Origin of the sequence: Paenibacillus tritici (assembly GCF_013204885.1) — a bacterium.
Classification (GTDB): domain Bacteria; phylum Bacillota; class Bacilli; order Paenibacillales; family Paenibacillaceae; genus Paenibacillus_AQ; species Paenibacillus_AQ tritici.
Genome location: NZ_JABMKX010000011.1, coordinates 223,196 through 239,125, shown reverse-complemented (window position 1 = coordinate 239,125; position 15,930 = coordinate 223,196). Strand labels below are relative to the sequence as shown.

Annotated in this window: 12 protein-coding genes; all 12 read left to right on the top strand. The window is 49.6% G+C overall.

Features of this window, described 5'->3' with window-relative positions; all coding sequences use genetic code 11:
* The first annotated feature begins 37 nt into the window (after positions 1–37).
* The 12 genes from HQN87_RS20930 to HQN87_RS20875 all read left to right on the top strand — a co-directional run bounded on the left by HQN87_RS20930 (position 38) and on the right by HQN87_RS20875 (position 15,877).
* A complete protein-coding gene (locus tag HQN87_RS20930) occupies positions 38–1,042 on the top strand; it encodes a M23 family metallopeptidase (RefSeq protein WP_173137290.1) in 1,005 nt (334 codons plus the stop codon).
* A 98-nt stretch (positions 1,043–1,140) separates the two neighbouring features.
* Complete coding sequence (locus HQN87_RS20925; protein ID WP_173137288.1) at positions 1,141–1,392, top strand: hypothetical protein; 252 nt, start codon at positions 1,141–1,143, stop codon at positions 1,390–1,392.
* 241 nt (positions 1,393–1,633) lie between these two features.
* Positions 1,634–3,733 carry a serine hydrolase domain-containing protein gene (locus HQN87_RS20920; protein WP_436836480.1) on the top strand — a complete coding sequence of 700 codons (2,100 nt, stop codon included), beginning with the start codon at positions 1,634–1,636 and terminating at the stop codon, positions 3,731–3,733.
* Between the two features lie 231 nt (positions 3,734–3,964).
* On the top strand, positions 3,965–5,428 hold the full coding sequence (locus HQN87_RS20915) for a glycoside hydrolase family 32 protein (RefSeq protein WP_173137284.1): 1,464 nt from the start codon (positions 3,965–3,967) through the stop codon (positions 5,426–5,428).
* Between the two features lie 60 nt (positions 5,429–5,488).
* Positions 5,489–6,823 (top strand): ABC transporter substrate-binding protein, encoded by a 1,335-nt coding sequence (locus tag HQN87_RS20910; RefSeq protein ID WP_173137282.1) that lies wholly within the window; start codon positions 5,489–5,491, stop codon positions 6,821–6,823.
* A gap of 132 nt (positions 6,824–6,955) precedes the next feature.
* A complete protein-coding gene (locus HQN87_RS20905) occupies positions 6,956–7,789 on the top strand; it encodes a carbohydrate ABC transporter permease (RefSeq protein ID WP_254075587.1) in 834 nt (277 codons plus the stop codon).
* A gap of 1 nt (position 7,790) precedes the next feature.
* Positions 7,791–8,624, top strand: a complete 834-nt coding sequence (locus HQN87_RS20900; protein ID WP_173137278.1) for a carbohydrate ABC transporter permease — start codon at positions 7,791–7,793, stop codon at positions 8,622–8,624.
* Between the two features lie 21 nt (positions 8,625–8,645).
* Positions 8,646–9,734, top strand: a complete 1,089-nt coding sequence (locus HQN87_RS20895; RefSeq protein ID WP_173137276.1) for a glycoside hydrolase family 172 protein — start codon at positions 8,646–8,648, stop codon at positions 9,732–9,734.
* Positions 9,735–9,779: 45 nt separating this feature from the next.
* Positions 9,780–10,772, top strand: coding sequence for a LacI family DNA-binding transcriptional regulator (locus HQN87_RS20890; RefSeq protein WP_173137274.1), 993 nt, complete (start codon positions 9,780–9,782; stop codon positions 10,770–10,772).
* A 104-nt stretch (positions 10,773–10,876) separates the two neighbouring features.
* Positions 10,877–12,484, top strand: coding sequence for a response regulator transcription factor (locus HQN87_RS20885; RefSeq protein ID WP_173137272.1), 1,608 nt, complete (start codon positions 10,877–10,879; stop codon positions 12,482–12,484).
* Positions 12,485–12,491: 7 nt separating this feature from the next.
* The gene (locus tag HQN87_RS20880; protein WP_173137270.1) at positions 12,492–14,282 is read left to right on the top strand and encodes a sensor histidine kinase; all 1,791 of its coding nucleotides are present in this window, start codon (positions 12,492–12,494) and stop codon (positions 14,280–14,282) included.
* 176 nt (positions 14,283–14,458) lie between these two features.
* Positions 14,459–15,877 carry an ABC transporter substrate-binding protein gene (locus HQN87_RS20875; protein WP_173137268.1) on the top strand — a complete coding sequence of 473 codons (1,419 nt, stop codon included), beginning with the start codon at positions 14,459–14,461 and terminating at the stop codon, positions 15,875–15,877.
* Positions 15,878–15,930 lie beyond the last annotated feature (53 nt).

The following is a 15,930-nucleotide window of genomic DNA, read 5'->3' as shown; positions in this document are numbered from 1 at the left end:
CTGGAAAGATATTGATCTGACAAAGGAGTGCAGGGAAATGACTAGAGTATATTCGAAAAGCTGGAAGCGGCTTGCCGCAGTGCTTGGTACGTGTGTGATGTTGTCTGCCTGCGGCACTTCGGAAGCAACTGAACCACAAGAGCAATTACCGGTAGAACAGACAGCCAAGGAGGACGCAATGATTACACCTGACAATTTCATGGATACCTTAATGAATGGATCGAAGGAGGACATCTATAAGCAGATGAGTCCGGAGCTACAGAAGATCATATCGCTGGACGAATTCAAGACAACTGCCGCTAGCTTTATGGAAGGCGTTACTTCATGGAACAAGGTTACGGAAGTTAACCTGAACAAACTGGTTGATCGTTCGTGGAAGGATCAGACGGGGACTAAGGGGATTCAAGCCTCTTTTGCCGAAAATCACCAGATTGAGGGGCTGCTTATTCAGCCGCTTGAGACGCATGAAGCAACGGACAAGGCATTGACCAAGGCAGAATTCCAGTTTCCGTTGAAGGGCGAATGGTTTGTGTTCTGGGGAGGAAACGATGTCTTGTCCAACTATCATTATGCTCATGAAACACAGCGTTACGCACTCGACATTATCCGCACACAGGATGATTCCAGCTATCAAGGGGAGGGAAAGGACAACGAGGACTATTATGCTTTTGGCGAACCGCTCTATGCAGCAGCAGAGGGCAAGGTGGTTGAAGTCAAAAATGACATCCCGGATAACACGCCGGGCGTAATGAACGCCGAAGAACCGGAAGGAAATGTTGTGGTCATTGATCATGGAAACGGGGAGCACAGCATAACAGCACATCTCAAAAAAGGCAGTGTAGCCGTCAAAAAAGGGGATAACGTCCAGCAGGGAAATCTCATCGGACATCTCGGTAATTCAGGGAACTCCAGTGAAGCACACTTGCATTTTCAAGTATCAGACGGACCCGACATATTCACTTCCCGTTCGCTTCAGATCCGCTGGGCCGATCAGAGTCATAGCCTGACACGCGGGAATTCTTTTGAGGGACTGCCCGATTAGGTGATCATGTTCACCAACAAGGAAGTAATATTACTTCCGAACGATTACGGTTTGACTTCAACCATGATGATAAACTTACGCCCGAGCAAATAGCTAAGGTGGAGAAGTATGTCAATGATGCGATTTCATCAAAAGCAGTTACTTATATTTCAGAGCTGCCTAAACTTGAAGCGAAAGAAAGTAATGTGGAAGGAAACTTTTGGGATAAATATCCGGATATCGTTAAGGTGTATACCATCCAAGATCACGAAGGGAAAGTATGGAGCCGGGAAGTATGTGGAGGACCTCATATAGAAGATACCACAACCTTAGGAAAGTTCAGGATTACAAAAGAACAATCTTCTGCTTGAGTCAGAAGGATCAAAGGAGTAATTGTCGCTGGAGAATAAGTATGCTTTCCGCGTTTTGTTGGTACTACCTCTAGTTGAGCTCATTCTTTCCGGCTTGTTCATCCTCCGTTCATGTTGTAGTCATTAAGGGGACATCTTGGTTGTCTATACTGTCTGTAGCGCCCCGATAAGGTGCCCCAATCTAATGATGAAGACAGGAGTAGATGTGTGAGTGAAACCAAGGGAGGTAACAACAATGAAGATGAGTACGAGGACAACAAGACACAGAAGTGCTATAGCCGCTGTGAGTGTCATGCTGACAGTGCTTGCTCCAATGTCTGCAATGGCCGCCCCGGCTGCCGTGAATAACAACAGCAATCTTACGTATGAAGCAACGAAGAACACCATGATGGACAAAGCCAAATTACTGACTGAGACGTACGGTACGACAAGTCTGCAGTATGCGCTCATGGATAATGGGAAGATTGTGGTGTCCGGTCAAACGGGCAAAAATGATATGAACGGCAAGGTACCTCTTACTTCGAACACGGTCTATGGCATTGGTTCAACCAGTAAAATAATGCTTACTGCCGCTGTCATGAAGCTGGTCGATGAAGGCAAGGTCGATCTGGATCTGCCTGTTGTGAACTATATCCCTGACTTCACGATGAAAGATAACCGCTACAAACAGATTACCCCCCGGATGCTGCTGAACCATTCCTCCGGTCTTCTGGGCACCTCAAGCAATAATGCCGCCTTGTACGGAGATAACGACACGTATTTACATGATATGTTTGTGGAGCAATTAGCGAATCAACGCTTGAAGGCAGATCCCGGCGCTTACTCCGTCTACAGCAACGATGGTTTTACGTTAGCCGAGATTCTGGTCGAAAGAGTTAGCGGCATCGGTTATACCGCATTTATACACAAATATTTTACAGGGCCGCTGGATATGACGCATACCACAACGCCACAGGATGCGCTTGACCCGGCAGACATGGCGGGAGTCTATTCTCCTTTGTATAAGGGACAGCTTCCCAAAGAGAATTATAATATTATCGGTACTGGAGGTCTGTATTCCACCGCTGAAGATTTGGTCAAATTCTCAAGAATCTTCACGGGAGAGGTCAACGGCATTCTATCCAGTACATCTGTAGAAGCCATGGCGCAGGAGGAGTATAAAAGAGGCATGTGGTCAGAGGACAGCGATACGTTCATGTCTTACGGGTTAGGGTGGGATACGGTGAACATGTTCCCATTCAACGAGTACGGCATTAAGGCAGTGATGAAGGGGGGAGATACGTTATCTTATCAGTCTTCATTCGTGGTGCTTCCGGAACATAACATGGCTGCAGCAGTTACCTCTTCAGGCGGGACAAGCTTAACCAATCAATTCATTGCGAATGAATTATTGCTCAGCGCACTTGAGGAAAAGAACCTTATTCCAGAACGGAAGCCGGAAAAATCATTTGGTGTACCCGTGAAGACTGACATGCCCAAAGAATTGTCCAAGTATGAAGGGATGTATGGCGGTAATAATTCGGTGATGAAGATCAAAATAAGTCCGGCTGGGCAAATGACCGTATCCACACCTACAGCTCCTAGTAATCCGGCTCAAGAATATACCTATACAGCAGATGGTACTTTTGTTAACGAGGATGGTACAGGGAAATTGAAATTCGTTGTCGAGAAAAATGGGCATACCTACCTCTGGTCCCGGTCTTATATATCCATACCAGAACTCGGACAGCTGGCTTTCTCAGAATATAAAGCAGAGAAGCTGGAGGCCAATGAATTATCCAAGGAGATTGACGCCGTATGGAACAAGCGCGATGGTACAAAATATTACCTGCTGAATGAAAAGTCCACATCCATGGTCTATCTCAGTGGCACATCCATCCTGCCTATTCAGTTGAATAAAGAGAATCCCGGGTATATGATCAACAATAAGATTCTTGGAGCAAACGAAGCAGCCAACCTGTTGCAAATTCCCGGCACAGCCGGACGCGATACAATGGATATTCATTTCTCTAAAAAGGATGGAGGAGAGTATCTTAAAGCTTCAGGTTATGTATACGCCAGTGAGGAGCTGGTGAAGCCCATCTATTCGGGTAAACAATCCGTAACCACCATTCAGACAGATGGATATGCCAGATGGTTTTCGGTACCAGCTGCTGTGAAAGGAAAAGTCATGACCGTGAAGATTCCTGCAAAGGGGGGCTTTGCCGTATATGATCAGACTGGGATCTGTATGAACCACAGCGTGGTCAGTGGTAAGAATGAGGTTGTCCTACCGGAAAACGGCCGCATTGTATTTGCAGGTGAGGCTGGCTCCCGATTTGAAATTGTATTGAAAAAGTAAACTATAACCAAAAAGAGAAACGTTGCTGGCAATAGGCTGGCAGCGTTTTTCTTATTTTCCCCAATGAACATTTCATGTGAATATATATTAGTAAACGTTTTACTCAATAATAATTAACCAAGCTTATTATCCCCTAATAAACTCATTATATAAAAGAATGTAACCGTTGACAACAAAAAATAATATGATAATATATGTTTGTAAAACGTTTTACCAATGGAGATGATGACAATGAAAAAAGTATTCTACAGACCTGCGAATGGCTGGGTAGGAGACGTAATTCCGTTTTATGATCAAGGGGAGTACAAGCTGTATTATCTTCACGATGAGAGAGTGGGGGGGGAGTATGGCAACCATACCTCATGGAATTTGGTGGCCACTGGAAACGGGCTTGATTTTGAGGATTACGGAGAGGTTGTGCCGAATGGCAGTGAGACCGAGTCAGACCGGAACGCGTATACCGGATCTGTGATCCGGGACAAGGAAGGCCTGTATCATCTATTCTACACGGGACATAATCCCAACTCTGCGTTTTGCAAGGATGGTAAGCCCTTACAAGTTGTACTGCGTGCCACTGGCACCGACGGTATTCATTGGACGAAGGATCGTGAATTCCAGCTTTACGGGGATGAAGTGATCTATGAGGCATTTGATTGGCGGGACCCTTTTGTATTCTTCAACCAAGAGAAGCAGGAGTACTGGATGCTGGTCACTACCAGGGAAATGAACTCCTCTGAGAAAAGAGGCGGGTGCATCGCACTTCTGACATCGGACGACCTGCTGAGTTGGGAATTCCGTGAGCCCTTCTACAGCCCGGACAAATACATTACGATGGAATGTCCCGATTATTTCCAGATGGGAGAATGGCATTACCTCGTCTACTCCACGTTCAGTGAGAAGTTTGTCACCCATTATAAAAAGAGCAAAACGATTGACGGCTTATATACCTCACCGGTATTGGACACCTTTGACGGCAGAGGATTCTACGCAGCCAAGACAGCCTCAGACGGCGAGAAGCGGTACGCCTTCGGCTGGGTCCCCTCGAAGAAGGGCAGCAATGATTATGGAGATTGGGAGTGGGCAGGCACGCTGGTTGTCCATGAAGTGTACCAGAACGAACGGGGAGAGCTGCTGGTGAGAATGCCTTCTTCCATCTATGGACATTTTAATAGGAACGAACCGATTATTCTCCAAGAGGCGGACAATTGCCTGAAGCAGGGGGATAGGCTGCAGCTATCTTCGCCGGATGGGCTGGCATATAGCGTGCTTAACCCCTTGCCTTCTCAGGTCATGCTTGAGGCTTCCTTTACGGATTGGCAGCATGTTAAGGACTTTGGGATCGCAGTTCGCACGGACCAGAAGCTGGACAATGGTTATTTCATCAAGTTTGATCCTTTTCACAACCGGATCACCTTTGATATGTGGCCGAGAAGGGAAGCGGGATTTTTCCAATGGCAAATTGCCGGGGACAAACCGCAGATGATTGAGCTGGAGCGTCCACTTAATTTTGCTGCTTATAGCCGAATTCGTATTCAGCTGATTCTGGAAGAAGATATCCTCTGTCTGTATGTCAACGATGAAGTCGCCATGACCACACGAATTTATAATTTCAAAGACGGACATTTTGGTTTTTTTGCCAATGAGGGTGCTGTGAATGTGGAGGACATCCGCATGAAGACGGCCACTGACCGTTAACTTGGCAGAGATGAATTTCATAGAACTTATACCGATCAATCTATTGGAGGGGTTATTACAATGACAAAAACAACTTCTAAAATGTTCGCCGGACTTGCCATATTATCGTTGGCAGCAACAGCTCTGGCGGGCTGCGGCAGCTCTGCGGACAACAAAAACACAAACACCGCTGGTTCAACAGACGCACCTAAGGAGCAGACGGTAACCTGGCTCTCCGCCAGACCGGAGAATGGAGCGATTGTCCAGACAATCCGTGAGCTTGCCGACCGGTTCGCCGCCGACCACCCGGGCTTTAAGCTGGACCTTCAGGTGACGGCGGACAGACCCTCATATCTAACCAAGCTCAGAACACTGGTTGCTTCAGGACAGATGCCTGATTTCATTGACAGCGATGCCGACCCTTTTGCCCAGGAGCTTGTAAATGCAGACTTACTGGTGGATATGGGGAAATTCCTGAAGGACGAGGGGCTGTACGATAAATTCTATGAACCCGCGCTGAAATATCAGGAGCTGCCGGATGGAAGCCTGTATCTTCTGCCGATGGAATATCACATGGAAATGACCTGGTATAACAAAAAAATATTTGCAGACAACAACCTTACGGTACCCAAAACCCTTGACGACCTGCTTACAGTCAGCCAAGCGCTCAAAGACAAGGGAATTACGCCAATCGCAGTGGACGGCGTTGATGTATGGCCGGTATTGCGTTATGCAGCCATGTATCCTTTCCGCACCACAGGCAATCAGTTCATCCGTGATTTGAGCCAGGGCAAAGCCAAAATGTCCGATGAGGCAGGCATGCAGGCGGCTACCTTCGCTGCTCAAATCGGTAAATACTTTCAGGAGGGATTCGCAACCACGGATTATACGACAGCCAAAAACATGTTCCTGAACGGAGAAGCTGCCATGTACAACATGGGCACTTGGGAAATCCCATCCTTCGTGGAAGAAAGCCTGCCGGAAGGACTTAAAGGCAATGTCGATTACTTCTATCTGCCTACCACCAGCAATGCGGTTACACCGGAGAATGAATTCTTCGGCAACAGCGGTATCGGACTAGGAGCTTCTGCCAAAACATTCGATGGGCTGCCGAAGGAATTCCTGAGCTATGTCCTGAAAAATTATAGCGATGTCTACGTGGCCAAACAACAAATGTCACCGCTGAAATTCACGATTGACGACGAGTCCAAATTCTCGGAATTGTTCCTGCGGATCAAAAAGGATATGGACAACTATGGCTCAGAGTTCGCCAAGCCTTGGGATACTCTGCTTGATCCGAATACCAACTCGGTGATGAGTGATCTGATTACCAAAATGACTATGGGCTTTATGACTCCTGAGGACTTTGCCAAACAGATTGATGAAGCCATTGCCAAGAATACAGGCAGCAAATAAGTAACCTTGACCTGTCTCCGCCCGGGCTTGCAGGGCCGGGTGGAGCCTTTTGTCAATAATGATGGAATTCCACAAACGGGGTGACCCTAAATGAATGTACTTAAGGACAAAAAAGCGTGGCTGGTCTTCATTTTGCCAGCATTAATATTTTATCTGGGTACGGTCTTTGTTCCCATTATCCAGTCACTGAAATACAGCTTTCAGCAATGGAATGGCATTCAGGAGCCGCGCTATACCGGCTTTGATAATTATATTGCGATGTTTAGTGATTCTTACTTCTGGAATTCAGTGCAGAACAATCTGGTGTACGTAGTGATTGTGGTATTCATGCAGGTGTTCATCGGCTTGTTCTTTGCCCTGCTCCTGTCCTATGTCACCAAAGGTGCAGGGATCTTCAGAACCCTGTATTATTTGCCGGCGGTTGTTGTAACTGTGGCTATTGCGCAGATGTTCCGTAATTTCTACTCGCTTCAGCCTCTGGGTCTCATGAATATGTTCCTGGACTGGGCGGGAATGGGGCATCTGCAATCGGCCTGGCTCTCCAATCCCCATACGGCGTTAATCGCAGTGTCCATTCCCGAGGGATGGCGGTTTATCGGGATGTATATGGTGATCTTTTATGCCGCTCTGATTGCGATCCCCAAAGAAATCGAGGAAGCAGCCAGAATTGACGGTGTAACCGGCTGGCAACTGATTCGTTATATTAAGCTTCCGAGTATCATGCATGTGCTGAGCCTGGCTTTGATTATGTGTACAACCGGGGCGCTGCGCGGCTTCGATATTCCTTACATTATTGGGGTGCCCGGATCTGCTACAGAGCTTGTCACCACCTATATGTACAAGCAGGCATTCTCCACTATCCAGTATGGGTATGGAAGCACCATTGCCGTGTTCATCGTTATCGAGAGTCTGCTTGCGGTAATGATCATCCGGGCTATCTTTAATGCGAAGAAAGGAGATGCCTGATATGTTTGCGAGAAAAAAGCTCTCCTCTTCACTGCTCTATCTGCTGGTGATTGTGATTCTTGTGATTCAGATCTACCCGGTAGTGTGGCTGATGCTGTCCAGCTTCAAGTCGAGCATCGAGCTGACGACACGGCCGTTTGCCATGCCGTCGTCCTGGTCGTTTGAGAACTATGCCAGTGTATTCCGGGAGAGCAGTCTGCTCCTGTATATCAAGAATACCGCCATTGTAACCTTTACCTGTCTGGCTCTAATTATTGTACTCAGCGCGACGGCAGGATTTGCCCTTGTCAAAATGATTAACCGGCTGAATTCGAAGCTGCTGCTGTTCTTTACAGTCGGCATCATGATTCCGATTCAGGTTACACTGATTCCTCTGTTTATTATGTACAAGGATTACGGGCTGCTGAATTCGTATCCGGCACTGATCCTGCCGCAGGTCGGTTTCGCTCTGCCTCTGTCCATTCTGATCTTTACCAGCTTCTACAGGTATGTTCCCAATGAGCTTATCGAGGCTGCAGTGATCGACGGCTGTAACATCTATCAGGTGTTTATCCGCATTATTTCACCGCTTACGGTCAATACAACCATTACAGTGGCATCTATTAACTTTATTTTCATCTGGAATGATTTCGTATTCTCCAACACGTTCACGAATGACAAGGCATACAAGACGATTGCGGTCGGGCTTCAGGAATTCATCGGAGCTTTTGGGGCAACGGATTGGGGCCAGACTTTTGCAGCAATCAGTATCAGCATTATTCCCATTATTATTACGTACTTGTTCCTGAACAAATATGTGATGGCCGGGGCGTCAGACGGCGCAGTCAAAGGATAAAGGATAAGGAGACGATAAACGATGCAATCCATGGACCAGCTATTTGGCAGAATGAAGGGCAGGAGCAGAGCGATTACAGCAGAGAATCCGCAGGGCCTTAAGGGACAAGGGGGCCAGGCGGAAGGGCCTCTGGGCATTGCCCGCAAAGGCAAGGCGTTCATCTCACTCGCTCAGGGAGAAACCGCAACGCTTGTTGATATTGAAGGTCCCGGGATCATTCAGCATATTTGGATGACCGTAACGGATAAGACCGAATCCGGCTGGTTTGTCCTGCGCGATCTGGTACTCCGCATGTATTGGGATCATGAAGAACAGCCTTCCGTTGAAGTTCCGCTAGGGGATTTCTTCTGCAACGGCTTCGGTGCACGGGCCATTGTCAATTCACTGCCGGTAGTGGTGAATCCGGTCGGCGGCATGAACAGCTACTTCGCCATGCCGTTCCGCCAAGCAGCCAGAATAACCATTACGAATGAGCATCCGCAGGACATTGAGGCATTCTTCTATCAATTCGACTACAGGCTGGTTGATGAGCTGGATGAGGATACCGAGTATTTTCATGCCCAGTACCGCAGAGAGAATCCTACTGTGCTGAGGCAGGATTACACTTTAATTGATGGAATTAAAGGGAGAGGCAAATTTATCGGCACATATATGTCCTGGACTTCCCTATCCCGTTATTGGTATGGTGAAGGAGAAGTGAAATTCTATATCGACGGTGACCGGGATTGGCCGACAATCTGCGGCACCGGGGCAGAGGATTATTTCGGAGGCGCCTGGGGATTTGTGAAATATGATAACGGTAACCCGGTACAGGAGCAGACCTACTCCACCCCGTTCATGGGTTTCCCTTATTTTGCGACGAAGGATGACACCCGCTCCCATATTTATGACGGGGCGGCTTGTCCGATGCGGGGCTTCTACCGCTGGCACATCCTCGATCCGATTCTGTTCGAAGAGGAGCTGAAGGTGACTGTGCAGCAAATAGGGCATGACGGCCAAGCCTTATTTGAACGCAGTGACGATATCAGCTCGATCAGCTACTGGTATCAGACAGAGCCGCATCAGGCGTTCCCGGAATTTCCGGACGTAATGGAAAGACGTCCCCGTTAAGCATGGACGTATAGTTGTGCAAGTAAATCCGCAGAGGTGCAGCAAATGGCAAAACAAAGAGTTACACTAGTACAGGTCGCCAAGGATGCAGGTGTGTCGCCGGCAACGGTCTCCCATTTCATGAACGGTAACTTTCACCGGATGGGCTCCGAGACCCGGGAGAAAATAAGCGACTCGATCACCAGACTAGGGTACCAGGTGAACCCTGTAGCCAAAAGCCTGATTACCGGCAAAATGCATACCATCGGACTCGTTCTGTCAAACAGCACTTATGACGGTTATTTCGAAGATTTGTATTTCCTGCACTTCGCCAAGGTGCTGAAGCAGCATCTGAAGACCATGGGGTACAAGCTGATTCTTCTGGACTTCGATGAAATCTTCATGAATATCCAGATGGTAGATGGGATTATTGTTAAGGCGACCCTGGAGACAGAGAAGTTCATGCCGAGGCTCATGGATCTCAATGTTCCGGTCATCACCATCGGGCGGCATAATTTACCGTATGGTGCTCATATCGTACGGGTGAACGACTATCAATGCGGCCAGACGGGTGTAGACCATTTAATGTCGCGGGGGCATCACAAAATCATTATTCTGACCTATCCGCACGGACAGGTCCCCGGATTTGACGACCGGTTGAACGGTGCCTCCCAGTCTTTGCAGGAGAAGGGGAATCTTACAACGGTCATTACGGGAGATATGACAGAGAGCTTCGGGTACGAGACCGTCACGCAGCTCGCCGGGAATGGACAGCTGCCGCAGGCGTTATTCTGCCTGAACGACATTTCAGCCATTGGTGTACTGAAGGCTTGCAAGGATCTGAAATTATCCGTGCCGGAGGATCTCGCGGTACTTGGTGTGGATGACATGCCGACCGTATCGGAACTGCTAAGTCTCTCCACCATCCGGCATCCGATTAACGAGCTGGCTATGAATGCCTCAGAGCTTATGATTCAATCCGTTGAATCCAAAGGGGAGCCTGCCGAGCCTGTCGACAGAATGTTCCCCATTGAACTGATGGCAAGGCACACCAGCTGAGCAAGACATGGAAGAATGCGTGAAGGATAGAGAAGGTACGGGCTGTCGAGAAGTTTTCGGCAGCCTTTTTCTAAATAGGCTATTCTGCGAGAGGAGAGAGGGCAATGTATAACGTGCTTGTCGCCGATGATGAACCGCGTCACCGCCGCGGCGTATCCGACATGGTTAAGCAGCTCCGTCCGGAATACCGGATTTTCATGGTGAAGGATGGACTGGAGGCTCTGCGAATTATCGAGGAGAACCGGATCGATATTATCCTCACAGATATTAGGATGCCCAATATGGATGGACTGACTCTGATTGAACATATGGAGAGCCGCAGAGAACGGGTCAAAATTGTAATTCTCAGCGTGTACGGAAATTTCGAGTATGCAAGACAGGCGGTGAAGCTTGGCGCCTTCGATTACCTGCTGAAGCCGCTGGCACTGGGAGATCTCTCCGAGATCCTTGACAAGCTCGACACGGCACTGGAGAAGGAACGGCTGAGTCTTCAGACGGGGGCAGTTCTTCAGCAGAGGCTCCACTCGGCAGCCCCGGTCTATGAGCAGCACCTGCTCAGCCGGTGGATGCGCTCGGCTGCAAGTGAGAAGGAGCTTCAGGAAATCCGCACTCTCTTCCCCGCTTCAAACGGGGGGTTCGTGATGCTGGCAAGGTTTCAAAAGCAAGAGATTGCCGGGTCCTATACGCCTGAGGATTTCGAGGAACTGAAAGCCACGGTGAAGAACTGGATACGGGAAATCTATCAGACGGTCGGTCCTTCGCTATCGTTCAGCCTGGAAGGAGAGCACCCGATCATTGCTTCCGTGGTGACCCCGGCCCATTCCCTGGAGTGGCTGATGAAGCGGGATCTGGAGCAGTTCCGGCAATTTATCCGCCAGATCCGGGAGGAATATGGCCTGACTTTGACTTTGGGGGCCGGGAACTGGGTGGCTGATCCCTATAGCGGGGCACCGGCATCCTTTGAGCAGGCGCAGAAAGCGCTCGAGTATACCTTTTATACGGGAGAGGGGCAGCTTGTCCTTTACGATGAAATCGCTTACAACCCTGACAAGCCCAGCTTGAAGATGATTCCTGCGGATACGGGCATGACGGATGCCTTCGCGCGGATGGACAGGGCTGCGGCTGCTGAGGCCTTGAAGACGCTTATTCAGCGGCTGCTTGAAGGGGATTATCCGTCCCCGGCTCATCTGAAGGACTCTGTTCTGTACGCTCTGGTTCATGAAGTCAAGGGAAACGAAGCCCTGCTGCGCCAGGATGAGGCGAGTAATTTCATTTCAGAGATGGAGTTTCAAATTCCGGCCTGTGAGAATCTGGAGGAAGTGGAGGCGCGCGGGGTCTCTGTTCTGAACCGGATCATCGGGAGCATCGGGGAACGCAAAAATAACAAAAGCGGGCGGACCATCGGCCTGTGTAAGGCCTTTCTGGAGGAGCACTATATGGAGGATCTGTCGCTGGAGTCTGTCGCCCGGCATTTCTTTTTCAGCTCCGCCTATTTCAGCAGTTTTTTTAAACAGCACACCTTCATGACCTTCACCGAATATCTGCTGCGCCTGCGGCTGGACAAAGCCAAAGAGCTGCTTCAGGACGGGGACCGGAAAATCTCTACCATCGCCTTAAGCGTGGGATTTCGTGATGCGGGTTACTTCACCAGAGTGTTCAAAAGGGAGACTGGACTGGCACCGGAGGAGTTCCGGAAGAAAGATGTATTGTAGGTGGACTATGAGACTGAAGAATAAGCTGATCTTATCTTATATCGTGCTGATTACGCTACCACTTACCATCCTCGGCTTCGGTTACTATTATGCAAGCAAGGACATTATGCTGAAGCTGGCCCGCGACAACGTCAGTGAGATTGTGCTGAAGAACAATCAGATCATCAACGAACGGCTGAAGATCATTCAGGAAGACAGCTTATCGCTGATGGTAGAGTGTGAGCTGTACCAGATTTTTGATGAGCCAAGTCCGGCCGTGGGGGTGCAGCTGCTGGAGAACAATAAGAAGGTGACGGGGATTCTTGGCAGATACTTCTCACAGTCGGCCGATCTGTATTCCACTGAACTGGTCACGCAAGGGTTCGTGTATGGCAACAAAAGCAAGAATACCTATCCCCCGGACTACTTCTACACCTCCGAGCTGTACCGGCGCGCCGCTGAGGGGAAAGGGCGTATCGCCTGGGTGCCGACTTATGATTATACCCGGATGCATAATCTGCCTGAGCTCGCGGGAACAGATATTGATTACCGTTATATGTTCTCGGCGGTCCGGCAGATCAATCCCTCCTGTGTACGGAATGACGTCATTGTCCGGGCGGGCGGGGCATCCGAGAAACCGGTGCTGGTGATGAATTTCAAGGAAGATGTGTATGCAGGTATCTTTAGGGACAGTATCCCTATTAAAGGTTCCGTATTCATGGTGGCCAGTGAGGACGGTACAATCATCTCCCATCAGGACAAGTCGCGCCTGGGGACCGTGGAATCCGCCGCCTGGCTGAAGGAGGTGCGCAGCGAGGGCAGCGGGACGGCATATGTAACTACCGGCGGGCAGCGGATGATCGCTTGCTTCGCTGTGTCCCCGGTGACTAACTGGCTGTCGGTAGTGCTGATTCCGCCCGGCGCATTGACCCATGATATTGCGGATACCATTCTGTTCTTTATGATTACACTGGGGGCTCCGCTGCTGGCTCTCTCGCTTCTGTTCGCTTATCTGATCTCCGCACGTATCTCTTCTCCGGTAAGCAAGCTGCTGCTGGCCATCAAGCGGGTGGGCGGCGGTGATTTCAATGCGCAGATCAAGGTGGAGGGCAGAGATGAGCTGGGCCATGTATTGATGAAGTTCAACAGCATGAATGAGCGGGTCAGATCATTGATTGATGAGAATTATGTGGTCAAGCTGCGGGAGCGGGAGACGGAGATCCTCGCGCTGAATATTCAGCTCAATCCCCATTTTCTGTATAATACGCTGAATATTATAAATTGGATGGCTGTACACGGAGAGAAGGAGCAGGTTAGCCATATGCTGATCAGCCTGTCCCGTATGCTGCACTATACTACGGACAACCGGAGAGACCAAATGCTGCTTAGAGAGGATCTCGCCTGGCTGCAGGACTATATAGTGATTATGGCTAACCGTTTCGAGCACCGGTTTCGTGTGGATTTCGATATTCAGCCTGAGCTGCTGGAGGTGAATGTACCGAAGCTGTTCCTTCAGCCCCTGCTGGAGAATGCCATCATTCACGGCTTCCGGAATATGGAGAGCGGCGGGCTGATCACCATCTACGGACAGCAACAGGGGAATACCATCCGGTTCTGTGTAGAAGATAACGGCAGCGGGATTGAGGCGGAGCGGATGGAACAGCTGCTGAAGGAGGAGAATGCCAATATAGGTCTGAAAAATGTGGATAAGCGGATCAAGCTGCTGTATGGCAGTGAATATGGCATAGAGATTGAATCGGTTCTTGAATTCGGGACCCGCGTGAAGCTGGTCATACCGTATCCCGGCCCGCTTGAATAATGGCTGATATTCCAACCTATCCCGCCGGCCAATGGCCTGCGGGGTTCTTTGGTATCATTGACCGTAAAATCGTACAAGAAACGAAAGATCGTACCATAGGCAACAGCGGCAGGTCCATTTACACTGTAATCAGCGGCTGCAGCGCTTACATCTGAATCATAAGGGGGATATACAAAATGAGCAGGCACACTGGCAGAACCAAGCTGATGGTACTCTTCTTAATGATTATTGCATTACTTGTAACCGCTTGCGGTAATGGCGGGAACCAGACGGGTACGGCTAATTCAGATTCAGGCAATAATCCCGCTACCGGAGAAGCAGGCACGGCCACCGGAGAGAAGGTCAAGCTGAAGTTCACGTTCTGGGGCAGTCCCCAGGAGAAGAAGGCGGTGGAAGACGCTATTAAGGCTTTTGAAGCTAAGAACCCTAACGTCACCATAGATTCCATCCATATCCCGGGCACAGACTTCTTACAGAAGCTGAATGCCATGATCGCCGGGAATGAAGCACCGGATCTAAGCTACTCAGCCGCCTGGAAGCTGAAGATGGGGGAAGAAGGCCTGATCTATAATTTCTTCGATCTCATGAAGGATGACCCCAGCATCAAGAAGGAGGATTACCTTCAGTACGCCTGGTGGAACTGGGATACCGATAAAAGTGCGGGACCTTATCAGGCTTCGGTAGTTCCATCTCTGATGTACAATGCAGATCTGTTCAAAGAGGCGGGGGTTGAGCTGCCGCCAACCAAAGCGGAAGAAGCCTGGCAATGGGATGAATTCGTGGAAACAGCCAAGAAGCTCACCCTTGACCGGAACGGCAAGCATCCGGATGATCCGGGATTTGATCCCAAGAACATCAAGCAATACGGTGTGAAATACAGCCTTAGCTGGTTATCCTACATGCCGCTGGTTCTGTCTAACGGCGGGGACTATTTGATAGGGGACGGCAAGGAATTCGGGCTCTCCAAGCCTGAAGCGACCGAAGCGATTCAGAAGATTGCTGACCTGATCAATGTCCATCATGTTGCTCCTTCCCCGGTTCAAGCCAGCAGCATTCCGGCACCGGCAACGGCGCTCCAGTCCAGAAAGGTGGCAATGGTCATAGACGGAAGCTGGAACCATCTGGACCTGAGCAAGGCCAAGATCAACTGGGGCGTAGGTGTACTGCCGGTGCTGAAGGACTATAAGACTTTCTTCCTCGGAGGCTCCCTGATTATCTTCAAGAGCACCAAGCATCCGAAGGAAGCCTGGGAGTTCTCCAAATTCCTGACGGATCCGCAGAATGTACTGGAGCTTCATCAGGGGCTCTGGATGCCGCAGCTGAAGCAGTGGTATGAAGATCCGAAGCTGGTGGACAGCTGGGCAAATGAAGAGCTTCCGGGCCGTCCGGCCGGTTTCCAGGATGCCGTTATGCGTTCCACCTACGAACATGCAGAGCCTTCACCTGAGAATAATATCCGCAACTTCGTAGAGATTGACGCTGCGGTAACCGCGGGGCTGGATCAGGTATGGCTCGGCACCAAAACGGCTGCCGAAGCGATGAAAGAAGTGGAGGCCAAAGTTAAGCCGCTTATACAAGGAACCTATTTGAAATAACGGACCTTGCCGGAAGGCGGATCTGCCGGATTCTTGGGGCACATCCGCTGCCG